The sequence below is a fragment of the Variovorax sp. RO1 genome (assembly GCF_002849325.1).
Lineage (GTDB): Bacteria > Pseudomonadota > Gammaproteobacteria > Burkholderiales > Burkholderiaceae_C > Variovorax.
Genome location: NZ_PKMT01000001.1, coordinates 2,340,363 through 2,353,920, shown reverse-complemented (window position 1 = coordinate 2,353,920; position 13,558 = coordinate 2,340,363). Strand labels below are relative to the sequence as shown.

At 68.1% G+C, this 13,558-nt stretch carries 10 protein-coding genes; 5 read left to right on the top strand and 5 right to left on the bottom strand.

Features of this window, described 5'->3' with window-relative positions:
• On the bottom strand, nucleotides 1-166 hold a 166-nt coding region (locus CY658_RS11170; protein ID WP_143713662.1), incomplete at its 3' end, for a helix-turn-helix domain-containing protein.
• Nucleotides 167-712: 546 nt separating this feature from the next.
• Between CY658_RS11170 and CY658_RS11160 the strand changes: the two genes are divergently transcribed.
• The gene (locus tag CY658_RS11160; protein WP_219589583.1) at nucleotides 713-1,141 is read left to right on the top strand and encodes a GNAT family N-acetyltransferase; all 429 of its coding nucleotides are present in this window, start codon (nucleotides 713-715) and stop codon (nucleotides 1,139-1,141) included.
• A gap of 13 nt (nucleotides 1,142-1,154) precedes the next feature.
• Here CY658_RS11160 and CY658_RS11155 read toward each other — a convergent pair whose 3' ends face one another.
• Genes CY658_RS11155 through CY658_RS11145 form a run of 3 tightly spaced genes read right to left on the bottom strand, consistent with a single transcriptional unit; the run spans nucleotide 1,155 to nucleotide 8,214 of the window.
• On the bottom strand, nucleotides 1,155-2,393 hold the full coding sequence (locus CY658_RS11155) for a TIGR03862 family flavoprotein (protein WP_101490136.1): 1,239 nt from the start codon (nucleotides 2,391-2,393) through the stop codon (nucleotides 1,155-1,157).
• Nucleotides 2,390-5,662, bottom strand: a complete 3,273-nt coding sequence (locus CY658_RS11150) for a UvrD-helicase domain-containing protein (RefSeq protein WP_101490135.1) — start codon at nucleotides 5,660-5,662, stop codon at nucleotides 2,390-2,392. The genes CY658_RS11155 and CY658_RS11150 overlap by 4 nt, the downstream gene beginning before the upstream one ends.
• The gene (locus tag CY658_RS11145; protein ID WP_101490134.1) at nucleotides 5,659-8,214 is read right to left on the bottom strand and encodes a PD-(D/E)XK nuclease family protein; all 2,556 of its coding nucleotides are present in this window, start codon (nucleotides 8,212-8,214) and stop codon (nucleotides 5,659-5,661) included. Before CY658_RS11145 ends, CY658_RS11150 begins: the two co-directional genes overlap by 4 nt.
• A gap of 160 nt (nucleotides 8,215-8,374) precedes the next feature.
• On the opposite strand from CY658_RS11145, the gene trxA reads away from it, so the two are divergent.
• Together trxA and rho are read left to right on the top strand one after the other, a co-directional pair.
• Nucleotides 8,375-8,707: a thioredoxin TrxA gene (gene trxA, locus CY658_RS11140; protein ID WP_042578306.1), complete on the top strand. Its 333-nt coding sequence runs from the start codon at nucleotides 8,375-8,377 to the stop codon at nucleotides 8,705-8,707.
• Between the two features lie 182 nt (nucleotides 8,708-8,889).
• Complete coding sequence (rho, locus tag CY658_RS11135) at nucleotides 8,890-10,155, top strand: transcription termination factor Rho (RefSeq protein ID WP_056580151.1); 1,266 nt, start codon at nucleotides 8,890-8,892, stop codon at nucleotides 10,153-10,155.
• Nucleotides 10,156-10,209: 54 nt separating this feature from the next.
• On the opposite strand, the gene CY658_RS11130 is transcribed toward rho, so the two are convergent.
• Nucleotides 10,210-11,277 (bottom strand): oxidoreductase, encoded by a 1,068-nt coding sequence (locus tag CY658_RS11130; RefSeq protein ID WP_101490133.1) that lies wholly within the window; start codon nucleotides 11,275-11,277, stop codon nucleotides 10,210-10,212.
• Between the two features lie 200 nt (nucleotides 11,278-11,477).
• Between CY658_RS11130 and CY658_RS11125 the strand changes: the two genes are divergently transcribed.
• Nucleotides 11,478-11,738 carry a type B 50S ribosomal protein L31 gene (locus CY658_RS11125; RefSeq protein WP_099789946.1) on the top strand — a complete coding sequence of 87 codons (261 nt, stop codon included), beginning with the start codon at nucleotides 11,478-11,480 and terminating at the stop codon, nucleotides 11,736-11,738.
• 90 nt (nucleotides 11,739-11,828) lie between these two features.
• The gene (locus CY658_RS11120) at nucleotides 11,829-13,556 is read left to right on the top strand and encodes a hypothetical protein (RefSeq protein WP_101490132.1); all 1,728 of its coding nucleotides are present in this window, start codon (nucleotides 11,829-11,831) and stop codon (nucleotides 13,554-13,556) included.
• Nucleotides 13,557-13,558 lie beyond the last annotated feature (2 nt).

The following is a 13,558-nucleotide window of genomic DNA, read 5'->3' as shown; positions in this document are numbered from 1 at the left end:
TGCTTGAGCTCGTCCGCTTGGCGTAGCGCGGCTCTTCATCGCCGGCTCGCAGGTACTTCTTTACGGTGTTGCGAGACAGGCCTGTACGCCTGGCTATCTCGCGAATGGACATCTGCTCGCGCAGGGCCCAGCGTCTGATGACACTCAATGTCGCCACGTCTATCACTCCTAGGATCCCCTGCTTTAAAAATGAGCAGGGTAGGGTTTTACGTGGGTCAGTCTTAGACGGAAATTACTGCGTTTAGTGGGTCAATTTTCGGCAGCAATCAACAGAGTTTGGGTACGTCGAGTTGACGTGACAGACCGAATAATCGCCTCAAAAACACCGGGCGGCTGTACGCAGAATCACGCCTAGAAAAGCGCTGTGATAGAGTGGATTTTGAAGCGAGAAACAGCAATGTCCTCGCCCTCAACACACTGCAAATGGTCTCGCTTTCGAGATGATCTCAGTACCGAAACCGGCCCCTCCCCGCTCCCTTGCACGCCCCCTGCTACGATGGCTGCGGCTGTGCAACCAAACTGTAGAACCTAGTCGTAACTCACGACCCGTAAGTCATTGATTTTATTGACCATATGGGATTCGAGGGCGGCGGTAAGGCTCGTCAACCTAACATCAAGAAGCCGTGAGTTCCTTTCCAGAGAACTCACGCGCTGTGTCCAGAGGTTACCGACCCCGGACACCTCAACCTCCCAGAACTTCGCGCAGCCCGCCATGAACATGGACATCCGGCCCGCCCGCCTCAGCGACCTCGAAGCGCTGGTGCGCCTCGACACCGTGGTCGCGCACGATGCGCGCCGCGCCGTGCAGATCAAAGGCTGGATCGAGGATCGCTTCTGCCACGTGATCGAGGTGGATGGCAACATCGCCGCCTACGGCGTGCTGCACCACCACTTCTTCGACTGCGGCTTCATCGAGATGCTGATGGTCGGCGAGAAGTTTCGCCGCCGACGACTCGGCCTGGAGCTCGTCGATCACTTCCAGTCGATCTGCGAACGCCCCAAGCTTTTCACTTCCACGAACCGCTCCAACGGGGCGATGCAGTCGCTGCTGAAGGAAGCCGGGTTCAGGGAAAGCGGCCACATCGACAACCTCGATGCAGCCGACCCCGAGCAGGTGTTCTTCTGGCCTTGCGAGCGCTGAGCAGCGCCTGCTGCTACAGCCCCAGCCGCTGGATCGCGCCGCGCGCCGCGGCCGCCCCGCTGGCCATCGCCGCCGTGAGCAGGTAGCCGCCGGTTGGCGCCTCCCAATCGAGCATTTCCCCTGCCGCGAACACGCCGGGCAGCGCCGTCGCCATCAGCGCCGGATCGAGCGCGTCGAAGCGCACACCACCCGCCGTGCTGATCGCCTCGTCGACCGGGCGCGTCGCAACCAGTTTCAGCGGCACCGCCTTGATCGTGGCCGCGAGCTGCGCCGGGTCCTGCATCGCTTCCTTGCTGAGCGTTTCGTGCAGCACGCCGGCCTTGATGCCTTCAATGCCGAGGCGGCTCTTGAGGTGGCTGCTCAACGAGCGCGCGCCGCGCGGATGCTTCACCGCAGCTAGCACCTGCTCGGCGCTGCGGTCGGGCAGCAGGTCGAGCAGCAGCGTCGCGCTGCCGTGGGCAGCGATTTCGTCACGCAGCAACCCCGACGCCGCATAGACCAGACTGCCTTCGATGCCCGTGGCCGTCGCGACGAACTCGCCCTTGCGCGCAAAGTGGCGCCCCTGGCTGTCGGTGAAAGCGATCGCGACCGACTTGAAGGGCTGCCCCGCGAAGCGGGTTGAAAAATGTTCGCTCCAGCCTGCGCCGTCGAAGCCGCAATTGGCGGGCAGCAGCGGCGCGACCGCCACACCTTGTGCCTGCAGCCACGGTGCCCACGCGCCGTCGGAGCCCAGACGCGCCCAGCTCGCGCCGCCCAGGGCCAGCACCACAGCATCGGCCTTGGCCGTGACTTCGCCTGCCGGCGTCGCAAAGCGCAGTGCGTTCGCATCGAATGGCCCGTCACCCACCCAGCGATGGCGCATATGGAACTGCACGCCCGCGGCGCGCAAGCGATGCAACCAGGCGCGCAGCAAGGGCGCCGCCTTCATGTCGGTCGGAAACACGCGGCCCGATGTGCCGACGAAGGTCTCGATGCCCAGCCCGGCCGCCCATTCGCGCGCCTGCTGCGGACCGAAGGCCGCGAGCAGCGGCTCGAGCTGCGCACGGCGTTCGCCGAAGCGCGTCACGAACACGTCGAAGGGTTCGGAGTGCGTGAGGTTGAGGCCGCCGCGGCCGGCCAGCAGAAACTTGCGGCCCACCGAGGGCATCGCGTCGTACACGTGCACCTGCGCGCCGGACGCGCTCAGCACTTCGGCCGCCATCAGGCCGGCAGGTCCGCCGCCGATGACGGCGACGGTAGAAGAAACAGTCATTCGAGATTCACCAGTTCGCCCTGCCCGGTCAGGAACGCGGCGCGCACCGTGGCACCGGGGTAGGCATGTTGCACGGCAGCGCGGTAGCGCTGCATCTGTGCGATCAGGGCCGCGTCCCGTTCGGGGCGCGCGGCCGATTTGTAGTCGAGGATCCACCATGCGCCGGTGGCGCGTTCGCGCACCAGTCGATCGATGCGCAAGGTATCGCCCTCGTGGACCAGCGTGACTTCGTTGCCATGCCAGTCGATGCTGCGATCGTCCCACACCCAGGCTCCGGCGCCCGCGCGGATGCGCTGGGCCAGCGCCGCGGCGCCGCGCGCCTGCTGCGGATCGAGCATGAACTCGCGCGCAGCCGCCCGCACGTGGGCCGGTGGCAGCGCCTCGCCGGGCACTGCCCATTCGAGCAGCCGGTGCATGGCCTGGCCGAACGCGGCGGCGCGCGCGTCGACCGTGGCGTCTTGCGCCTTTTTCTTTTCGGGCACCGCACCGGTTGCAGCCACGAGCGGCGCGGGCAGGCGCTTCATCGCGAAGGTGGCCGATGCGGCCTCCGTGGCAGCGGACGCTTCGACCAGCGGCTCGTCGGCCTCGGTCGGCTCGCACAGCGGCTCCAGCCGCGTCCACCAGCTGCCCTCGTTGGCGCGCGAGGGCTTCACCGACGACAGCACCAGCCGCTCGCGCGCCCGCGTGGTCGCCACGTAGAGGCCGTTGAGCTCTTCGCGGTGGCGCGCGTGCTGCTCTTCTTCGAGCAGCGCGGCAGCGCAGGCCGGCGGCGTCTTCTCGCTGGCCAGGAACACGAAGCGCGTCGGCGCGCTGTCGCTGCCCTTCCATTCGACGAGCACGCCCATGGTCTGGGCGCGCGGCGGCGGCGCGTCGCAGTCGAGCATCAGCACGGTGTCGGCTTCGAGGCCCTTGGCGCCGTGCACGGTCAGCAGTTGCACGGCCTCGGGCGCGGCCACGGTGGGCGCGCGCACGCCGCCCGCGCGCAAGGCCCGCACCAGCGCATACGGCGTCGCGAAGCGCGCGCCGTCGATGTCGAGCGAGGCGGCGACCAGCCCACGCAGGTTGGCCAGCGCTCTCTGGCGCAAGGCCGCCGGCACCGCCGCACCGAACTTCGCGAGCAGGTCGCCGTCGCGAAAGATCGCGTCCAGCGCATCGTGCGGCGGCATCGCCATCAGCCAGCGCTGCCAGCGGCGCAGTTGCACGCCCGCCTCGATCAGCACGGGCGGCAGGCCCTCGCCTTTCTGGATCAGCGAGAACCAGCTGGCCACCGGCGTCTCGCGCTGGCAGCGGGCCAGCAGCACCAGCGTGTCGTCGTCGATGCCGAACAGCGGCGACTTGAGTGCGCGCGCCAGCGACAGGTCGTGCGCGGGCGATACCAGCGCGTCGAGCAGTGCGACCACGTCCTGCACTTCGGGCGCGTCGTTCAGGTCGTTCTTCTCGGGCTGCTGCACGGGAATGTGGCGGCGGCGCAGCGCGTCCTGCATGGCCGACAGCCGGCTGCGGCGGCGCGCCAGCACCATGATCTGGCGCGGCGGCGTGCCGTCGGCGATGCGTTGCGCGACCCAGCGTGCGGCCTGCTCGCACTCCTTCTGCAGCAGCTGTTCTTCGGGCAGCACGCGCGGCGTGACGAGGCTGTCGCGCCAGTGCAGCATGCCGTCGTCAGCCGGCGCGGCGGCCGCGGCGGTGTCCACTGCGTCGCGGTCGATGGCGGGCAGCTTCAGCAGTTCGCCGTCGTCGCCGCGCTCGGTGGTGTGGGCGCGGTAGCCGTCGAACTCGCCGGCGGCCTGCGCAGCCAGCATCGCGCTGTTGACGAGGCCGACCACGGCGCGCGCGTTGCGGTGCGTGTGATCGCAGTTGAGCAGTTCACCACCCAGCCCTTCGCGCACGAACTTCTTGGCCGCAATGAACACCTGCGGCTCGGCGCGGCGGAAGCGGTAGATGCTCTGCTTGGGGTCGCCCACGATGAACACGCGCGGCGCACTGCCGCCCGCACCGGTGTAGGCGCTGAGCCAGCCGTAGAGCGCCTGCCACTGCAGCGGGTTGGTGTCCTGGAATTCGTCGATCAGCAGGTGCGCGACGCGGGCGTCGAGCCGCTCCTGCACCCAGCCCGACAGCGCCGACTGGCCCAGCAGCAGCTGCGCGGCCTGCTCGACGTCGTTCATGTCGACCCAGCCATGGGCGCGCTTGACCTCGCCGAAGGCGGTGATCAGCAGGCGCGTGAGCCGCGTCATGCGCTGCTGGTACAGCCAGGCCGCGTGCTGGGCCTGCGCGGCGCACAGCAGCTGCAGCTCGGTTTCGGCCTCTTGTGCGGCGGGGAATTTCTGCAGGTTCTTGGTGAGCCGGTCTTCGCTGGCGACGAAGAAGGTCTTGCGCAGCACGGCGAGTGCGTCGGTCAGCGCCTCGGGCGCGGGCTCGCCCGTGCCGAACACGTCGATGATGGATTCGGCTGCTTTCTGCGGCGTCTTATTGGCCTCGCGGCCGAGGGCGGCGGCGCGGTCGAGCCAGCGACGGCGCACGGCCTCGCCGCGCAGCGCGTCGGTCGGCACCTCCAGCCCCTGCAGGGTCGGGTAGAGCACATCGAAAGGCGCCACCGCACTTTCTGGATCGGACAGCGAGAACTCGACCCGCTTCGACAGCGCCTCGCCCAGCGCCTTCGCCGTCTGCGAGCGCCCGTGCGTGGCAACGACAGCGTAGTAGTCGGCCAGCGCGCGCGCGTCGCCGGTCACAGATTCGAAGAACGGCCGCCACGTGTGGGTGCGCGCCTCGGCATCGTCTTCGAGCAATTCGTAGTTCGCCGGCAGCCCCAGTTCGCGCAGCACGGCGAGCGGCGCGTTGCGCAGCAGGCCCGCGAACCACGCATGGAAGGTGCGGAACTGCACCGGCCGCCCGCCTTCGAGCAGCCGCCGATAAAGCCCCTGCAGGCGCGGCACAGCCGCTTGCGCAGCCTCCGGCGTCATGCCGCGCATCACGAGTTCGCGTTGCGAAGCGGCAGGATCGAGTTCGGCAAACAGCGCGAGCCATTGGTCGAGCCGCTCGCGCATTTCGCCGGCAGCTTTCTTGGTGAAAGTGATGGCCAGGATCTCGTGCGGCTCGCAGGCCGACTCGCCTTCTTCGAGCAGCGCGCGCACGATGCGCGACACCAGCATCCAGGTCTTGCCCGCGCCTGCGCAGGCCTCGACCGCGACCGAGCGCCGCGGATCGCAGGCGACGGTGTAGAAGGCCTCGCGCGCGACGTGCCGGCCGTTGTGTTCGTAGGCAGCGCCGTTCATGGCGTGACCTCCCAGAAATCCTTGCGGCACAGGCCGCGTGCGGCGCAGAAATCGCAGACGCTGCCCTCGCCCAGCGGCGGCAACGGCGCGCCCTGCGCGATGCGCGCGAAGTCGTCGATGATGCCGGCGACCAGCGCGTCGCGCGCCTCAACCACCGCCGGCTGCTCGACGGTCTGCGTGCCGGACGACTTCTCGCCGACGTTGACGTACGCCGCATGCAAGGTGTCATCGGCGACCAGCGCTGCATAGAAGGCGAGCTGCGTGTCTTCGGTCGGGTCTTTCACGCGCTCCTTGGTGACGGAGGCGGTCTCGGTCTTGTAGTCGATCACGAAGGGCTGGCCGTCGGCGGTGCGGTCTACGCGGTCGAGCCGGCCGACCAGCCGCAAGGTGCCCAGGGGTTGTTCTTTCCAGGGCTCGGCCTCGACGAAGACCGCCCCACCCGCTTCATGCTTCGCGAGCCATTCGAGATACCCGTCGCGCACCGCCGGCCACGCGGCGGCGAACGGCAGGAACTCGGCGTCGGAATAGCCGAGCGTCCGCGTGACATCGCGCGCGGTGTCGGCAAGCAGCGCGGCGCGCGCCTGCGCATCGTTGGTCGGTGCGTCGCGCAAGGTCTCGTGGAACTGGCCGAGCACCGCGTGCAGCCAGTTGCCGAAGTCGCGCTTGTCGACCTCCGCATCGAGCTCGTCGGCAGTGCGCAGGCCCAGCTGGCGCAGCGCGAAGAAGCGATAGGGGCAGCGGCGCAGGTCTTCGTAGACGCTGGTCGACACGTTGGTGAGCGGCAGCAGCGCGCCCGAAGGCGTGGGCCGCAGGGTCGGCGTGACGACGACATCGCGCGGCGTGCGCGGATCAACGCCCGGCTGCAGTGCATGAGCGAGCTGCAGGGCCTGCACAAGCGGACTCGGCCGCACGGGCTCGCCGCTGGCGTCGGAATGGCGCCAGACGAGGTCGCAGCACGGGTTGCGCGTGGCCATGGCCCAGGCTGCACGCTGCGCGACCTCCAGCACGTCGCGCGACGCCAGGCCCAGGTCGAGGCGCTGCGCCGCGCTCCAGTTGCCGGGCGGCTCAGGCGACGCGGGCATGCGGCGGTCGTCGCAGCCGGGAATGACGACCGCGCCGAAAACGCGGCCCAGCAACTGGTTCATCGGCAGCACGGACACCTTGGGGGTCTCGTCGCCGGCGGGCGGCACGAAGCTGGCGTCTTCGAGCACGTCGCGCGCCCAGGCCGTGAACTCGGCCAGGCTGTGGCGTCCGCCGGGGAACTCGTCTTCTTCACCGTGCGCGTCGGCATCGAGCCAGAGGGCTCCGATGACCTTGGCGCCTGCGAAGTCGGCGGTGAGCGCGTCCCACTGCTCGCCGACCGTCAACAGCTCGCGCAGCGCGCGGTGCCAGTCGGCCAGGGAGCGCGCGCGCGCCATCGGGGCGCGACGGGCTTCGATGGTGAGGGTGAAGGCGCGCAGGCCTTCGTCCTGCGGCTTTTCGCTGCGCGCGATCAGTGCGCACCACGCCTGCCAGTCGCGCACGCCTTCGCGTCGCAGGCGCATTTCGAGCGACTGGACGGCGAGCACATCGACCTCGGCGCCGCTCTTGAGCCATTCGAGCACCTGGTCGGTGGCGGCGTCGTATGCACAGGCGCGCAGTGCGCTCATCAGCGTGGCGGCGGCGCGCGTGGTCGAAAGCTTCCAGCCAGTTTCGTCGTGCGTGACGATGCCTTGGGTGCTCAGCTGCGCACTGATGCGGCGGGTGAGCGCACGGTCGGTGGCGACGAGCGCGACGGGCGCGCGGCCCTCGGCCAGGTGCTGCAGCACGCAGGCAGCAGCCAGTTGGGCCTCGTCTTCGGGGTCGAGTGCCACGTGGGCGTGGGCAGCGGACGGGGGTGCGTCGGCGGGCAGCAGCGGAATGCGGATGGCGCGGTCGCCCCACAGCGCGCACAGCGCCTGCGTCAGCGGGTCGGTCTGGAAGCCCTCGAGCACGATCAGCGCATCGACCTGGGTGCGCGCCGCATCGCGCAGCAGCACGTCGGTCGCATAGCCCGAGTTCGCGACCCAGGCCACGGCGACGCGGATCAAGGCACTCTCGATGCGGAACCACTCCGACTCACTGCCTGCCTCGGCCACCTTGGCCGCGCTCTGTGCCCAGTCGCTGCTGCGCTGCTCCGGCGTCACGGCAGCGGCCAACGGCGCCAGTTGGTAGGCCAGCTCGACCACGCGCCCGGCAAGCGCGAAGCGTTCGGACTGGAAGCCCGATTGCGCGAGCAGGCCCTGGGCCGTGACCAGGTCGCGCGCCATGTCGAAGGCGATGTCGTAGCCGGACGGCAGAAAGCCGCCCGCGCTGCGCGCCCAGTTGTGCGTGGTTTCGAAGCGCGGCACGAAGCCCGGGCTGCCGCAGCGCGCCCACATGCCGCGCGCGACCGCCATCAGCTGCGCATACGGCACCAGCACCACGGTGCGCGCCGCATGCAGCTGGCGTTCGCCGAGCGTGCGGACGATCCGCGCGACGACGCCGTCGGCGGGATCGCACCACAGGGCCTGGACGGGGTGGCCTTCGTTCATGTTCTATCGAGGGGGTTGAGGGGGTCGGCGGCAGGGCCACAAAGGGCTTTGGCTATCGCCGCCATAGCCGGGCCGCGTGGCACGTCACCCCTTGGTTTCTGTCACAATGACCAGCACTTTAGCTGCACCGAAACTCTCTCTGCGCACAAGGACACATCACATGGCCAGCGAACTGATCAAACACATCTCCGATTCTTCCTTCGAGGCCGACGTGCTCAAGTCCAGCCAGCCGGTTCTGGTCGACTACTGGGCCGAATGGTGCGGTCCCTGCAAGATGATCGCCCCCATCCTGGACGAAGTCTCGGCCACCTACGAAGGCAAGCTGCAGATCGCCAAGCTCAACGTCGACGAAAACCGCGACATCCCCGCCAAGTTCGGCATCCGTGGCATCCCCACGCTGATGCTGTTCAAGGACGGCCAACTGGCCGCCACCAAGGTCGGCGCCATGAGCAAGGCGCAACTCACGGCCTTCATCGACCAGCAACTCGCCTGATGCATTTCATCCGGCCAGCGCGCAATGCGTTGGCCGGGGCGATTTTCCTGTCATAATCGTCAGCAGTTCACCGGGCCTTTCATCAGGCAACCGGTTCGAGTTCCCCGGTTCGTGAGGCAGTTCTTGCCCCACATCAAACCTCCCCCCGTTCCCGATTCGATTACCCCTCCAGGGGTCGTTCCATGCACTTAAACGAACTCAAGGCACTCCACGTGTCTGAAGTCTTCAAGCAGGCTGAGGCGCTTGAAATCGAAAACATCGGCCGTATGCGCAAGCAAGAGCTGATGTTCGCGATCATCAAGAAGCGCGCCAAGGCCGGCGAACAGGTCTTCGCCGACGGTGTGCTCGAAATCCTGCCCGACGGCTTCGGCTTCCTGCGCAGCCCCGACACCAGCTTCACGGCCAGCACCGACGACATCTACATCTCGCCCAGCCAGGTGCGGCGCTTCAACCTGCACACCGGCGACATGATCGAAGGTGAAGTGCGCACGCCCAAGGACGGCGAGCGCTACTTCGCACTGACCAAGCTCGACAAGGTCAACGACGGCGCACCCGAAGCCAACAAGCACAAGGTGATGTTCGAGAACCTGACGCCGCTGTTCCCCAAGGAACAGATGAAGCTGGAACGCGAAGGCGTCAAGGGCGAAGAGAACCTCACCGGCCGCATCATCGACATCATCGCCCCCATCGGCAAAGGCCAGCGCGCCCTGCTCGTGGCGCCGCCCAAGAGCGGCAAGACGGTGATGATGCAGCACATCGCCCACGCAATCAGCGCCAACTACCCCGACGTGCACATGATGGTGCTGCTCGTGGACGAGCGCCCTGAAGAAGTGACCGAAATGCAGCGCACCGTGAAGGGCGAAGTCATTGCTTCGACCTTCGACGAGCCCGCAGCGCGCCACGTGCACGTCGCCGAAATGGTGATCGAACGCGCCAAGCGCCTGGTCGAACTCAAGAAGGACGTGGTGATCCTGCTGGACTCGATCACGCGTCTGGCCCGCGCCTACAACAACGTCGTGCCCTCGTCGGGCAAGGTGCTGACCGGCGGTGTCGACTCCAACGCACTGCAGCGCCCCAAGCGCTTCCTGGGCGCCGCGCGCAACGTGGAAGAAGGCGGCTCGCTGACCATCATCGGCACCGCGCTGATCGACACCGGCAGCCGCATGGACGAAGTGATCTTCGAAGAGTTCAAGGGCACCGGCAACTCCGAAATCCATCTGGACCGCCGCCTGTACGAAAAGCGCGTGTTCCCGTCGATCCAGCTCAGCCGCAGCGGCACGCGCCGCGAAGAGTTGCTGCTGGCCCCCGAGATCCTGCAGAAGACGCGCATCCTGCGTCAGCTCATGTACAACATGGACGAGATCGAGTCGATGGAGCTGATGCTCAAGAACATGAAGGCGACCAAGACCAATGTCGAGTTCTTCGACATGATGCGTCGCGGCGGCTGAGCTTCAGGCTCTCCCGCAAAAGCGCGTCGGCCCCCACGGGCCGACGCGCTTTTTTCATGGACGCTCGATGCGGAGCGCGCGGCCTTCGGCAGCGCTCTGGCGGCCGATGTCGAGCAACTCCATCAATGCGACAGCCTGCTCGGGCGGCACGGGATTCGGCCCCTTGCCGAGGATCGCATCGCGAACCGCCGCGTAGTAGTCGGCGTAGTTGCCAGCCTGCGTCGGCACCGCGCGAAAGTGCGGCGCGCCGTCGTTGCCGATCAATGTGAGTTCGCCATCGAGCGGATCGGCGCCCCACCCTTCGGCCGGCGGTCGCTGGCCGGCACGCAGCGCGTCTTCCTGCGGATCGACGCCGTGCTTGACGTAGCTCCCCCGTGTGCCGTGCACGATGTAGCGCGGCGCCGCATGGGCCGCGAGCGTCGTGGCGTGCAGCACCACACGCAGGGGCGCGTGGGGGCCGTGCTCGTAGCGCAGCACGGCGTGGAAATAGTCTTCGACCAGTGCACCGTCGCGCAAGGCAGCCGTGTCGAGCTGCAGCGTGTCGGGCCGGCCGAAGAGCTGCACGGCCTGATCGACCAGATGCGCGCCCAGGTCCACCCACAAGCCCGAACCCGGCACAGGCTGCTCCCGCCAGCGCTCGCGCACCTGGGGCCTGAAGCGGTCGAAATGCGACTCCAGGTACACCGGGCGCCCCAGGTCGCCAGACGCCAGAACCTGCTGGAGCGTCAGGAAATCTGCGTCAAAGCGCCGGTTCTGGTAGACCGAGAGCACGCGATTGTTGCGCCTCGACAACAACTCAAGCTCCCGCGCTTCGGCCACATCGAGCGTGAACGGCTTGTCGACCACCACGTGCTTGCCGGCCTCCAGCGCCGCCTTGGCGACCGGATGGTGCTGGGCGTTAGGCGTTGCGACCACCACGAGGTCGATGTCCGCCCGGGCGACCAGCGCCGCCACATCGGGCACCACGGCCACGCCCGGCCAGTCGGCGTGCACCTTGTGCGGCTGCGAACTCGCCACGGCGGCCAGTTCGAGCCCCGGAACGGCCGAAAGCACCGGTGCATGGAAGGTCTGGCCGGCAAAACCGTAGCCGACGAGGCCCGCGCGAAGGGGTGTAGAAGTCATGGGAGGGCCCGGTTTGCTCGCAATTGGGGCAGTATGCGATAATCATGGGCTCCGCGAAAAGTGCGGCTGGGCACGTCGCCCGGCTTCCTTGGCCCTCACACTTCACGTCAAAGGCCTCAGGGCGGCGCGCCAGATTGCTGGCACGCTGGTGGCTCTCGCATCGACCGCGCATTGATTCCAACAGCGCAAAAGGAAACACCATGGCAAAAGAAGGCATCCACCCGAATTACCGCGAAATCCTGTTCGTCGACATGTCGAACGGTTTCAAGTTCGTGACCCGTTCGTGCGCAAGCACCAAGGAAATGGGCAAGACTGACGACGGCCGCGAGCTGCCCCTGTACAAGCTCGACACCACGAGCGAATCGCACCCCTTCTACACCGGCACGCAAAAGTCGGTGGACAACATGGGCGGTCGCGTCGAGAAGTTCCGCAACCGTTTCGGCAAGACCGCTGCCAAGTAATCAGGCACGCGCTCTGGCGTCGAGGGCAGCCCGGTTTACCGCGCTGCCCTTTTTCTTTCCAATCACCCGTCCGCCTCTTCCGCCTCGCCCTTGAACCAGCCGACCCCCGCGATCGTTGCCCAGAATGCCGTACGCCGGCTGCCGCGCGTCGCGTTGCTGCTGCTGTGCGCGGCCTACCTGCTGCCGGGCCTGCTCGGCCGGGGCCCCTGGAAGAGTGCCGACATCACGGCCTTCGGCTACATGGCCGAACTGGCCCGCAGCACCGAAGGCCTCGCCCGCTGGTTCGACCCGCTGCTGCTGGGCATGCGCCCCGAGACACCCGCGCTGATCCCCTACTGGATCGGCGCCTGGGCGATCCAGCTCGCCCCGTCGTGGGTCAACCCCGACCTGGCCGTGCGCTTCGTGTTCGCGCTGATGCTGTGGGGCACCTTCACCGCGACCTGGTACGCCGTCTACTACCTGGCCCGCACACCGCGCGCCCAGCCCGTGGCCTTTGCCTTCGGCGGCGAGGCGCGTCCGACCGACTACGCCCGCGCCATCGCCGACGGCGGCCTGCTGGCGCTGATCGCCTCGCTGGGCCTGGCCCAACTCGGGCATGAAACCACCCCCGCGCTGGCGCAGCTGTACTTCGCCTCGCACCTGTTCTACGGCGTGGCCGCACTGCCTTACCGCCGCGTCGGCCCGGTGATCGCGCTCGTGGTCGGCACCCTCGGCATGACGCTGAGCGGCGGCCCGACGGTCGGCCTCGCACTGGCGATCGGCAGCGCGGTATACATCGCCTACGAACGCCACCAACGCGCCAACCGCGTGGCACAAGGCCGCAGCGACGACGAAAGCCCCGGCTTCACCCTGCCCGCGCTGCTGACGATGGTCGGCATCACCGTGCTGGCCGCCGCACTGGTCTTCGGCCTGGGCCTGGCGCAATGGAAGATCACGCTCGGCAATTCGCTGCTGTCCGACGTGCGCAGCCAGGCCAAGCTGCTGCTGTGGTTCACCTGGCCCGTCTGGCCGCTCGCGCTCTGGACGCTCTGGCGCTGGCGCCGCCAGTGGCTCGAGCGCCACGTCGCGCTGCCGCTGTGGTTCGCGCTGGTGCCGCTGGCCGCCACCTGGACCACCGACTTCTCCGACCGCTCCCTGCTGCTCGCCCTGCCCGCCTTCGCGACGCTGGCGGCCTTCGCGCTGCCGACCTTCCGTCGCAGCGCAGCGGCGCTGATCGACTGGTTCAACGTGCTGTTCTTCAGCGGGCTGGCCGTGCTCGGCTGGATGTACTGGATCGCCATGCTGACTGGCGCGCCGCGCAAGGCCGCCGCCAGCGTTGCGCGGCTGGTGCCGGGCTTCGTGGCCGAGTTCTCGCCGGTCGCCTTCGTGCTCGCCCTGGCCGCCACGCTGGCCTGGTGCTGGCTGGTGCGCTGGCGCACCGGTCGCCACCGCGCCGCGCTCTGGAAGACGCTGGTGCTGCCGGCCGGCGGCACCGCCCTGTGCTGGATGCTGCTGATGACGCTCTGGCTGCCGCCCATCGACTACGCGCGCAGCTACATCCCGCAGGTGCGCGCCGTGACCGAGCGCATCGGCCACCCGCGCTGCGTCGCCGAACTGGCGCTGAGCCGGCCGCACATCGCGGCGCTGCGCCACCACGGCAGCCTGAACCTGCAGCCGATGCTGCTGGGCAACGACTGCCCGTGGCTGCTCGTGAGCCCCGACACCATCGAGCGGCTGCACACCATCATCCCGATGGACCAATGGCGCTTCAGCGGTACCCTGCGCCGCCCCAGCAGCCCCGCGGACGACCTGCTGCTCTACGAAAAGATCGTGCGCTGACC

Bases quoted from the DNA above. Each gene is read 5' to 3' on its own strand.
- CY658_RS11160 (WP_219589583.1), top strand. From the start codon at position 713: ATGAACATGGACATCCGGCCCGCCCGCCTCAGCGACCTCGAAGCGCTG.
- CY658_RS11130 (WP_101490133.1), bottom strand. From the start codon at position 11,277: ATGACTTCTACACCCCTTCGCGCGGGCCTCGTCGGCTACGGTTTTGCC.
- CY658_RS11150 (WP_101490135.1), bottom strand. From the start codon at position 5,662: ATGAACGGCGCTGCCTACGAACACAACGGCCGGCACGTCGCGCGCGAG.
- CY658_RS11145 (WP_101490134.1), bottom strand. From the start codon at position 8,214: ATGAACGAAGGCCACCCCGTCCAGGCCCTGTGGTGCGATCCCGCCGAC.
- trxA (WP_042578306.1), top strand. From the start codon at position 8,375: ATGGCCAGCGAACTGATCAAACACATCTCCGATTCTTCCTTCGAGGCC.
- CY658_RS11155 (WP_101490136.1), bottom strand. From the start codon at position 2,393: ATGACTGTTTCTTCTACCGTCGCCGTCATCGGCGGCGGACCTGCCGGC.
- rho (WP_056580151.1), top strand. From the start codon at position 8,890: ATGCACTTAAACGAACTCAAGGCACTCCACGTGTCTGAAGTCTTCAAG.
- CY658_RS11125 (WP_099789946.1), top strand. From the start codon at position 11,478: ATGGCAAAAGAAGGCATCCACCCGAATTACCGCGAAATCCTGTTCGTC.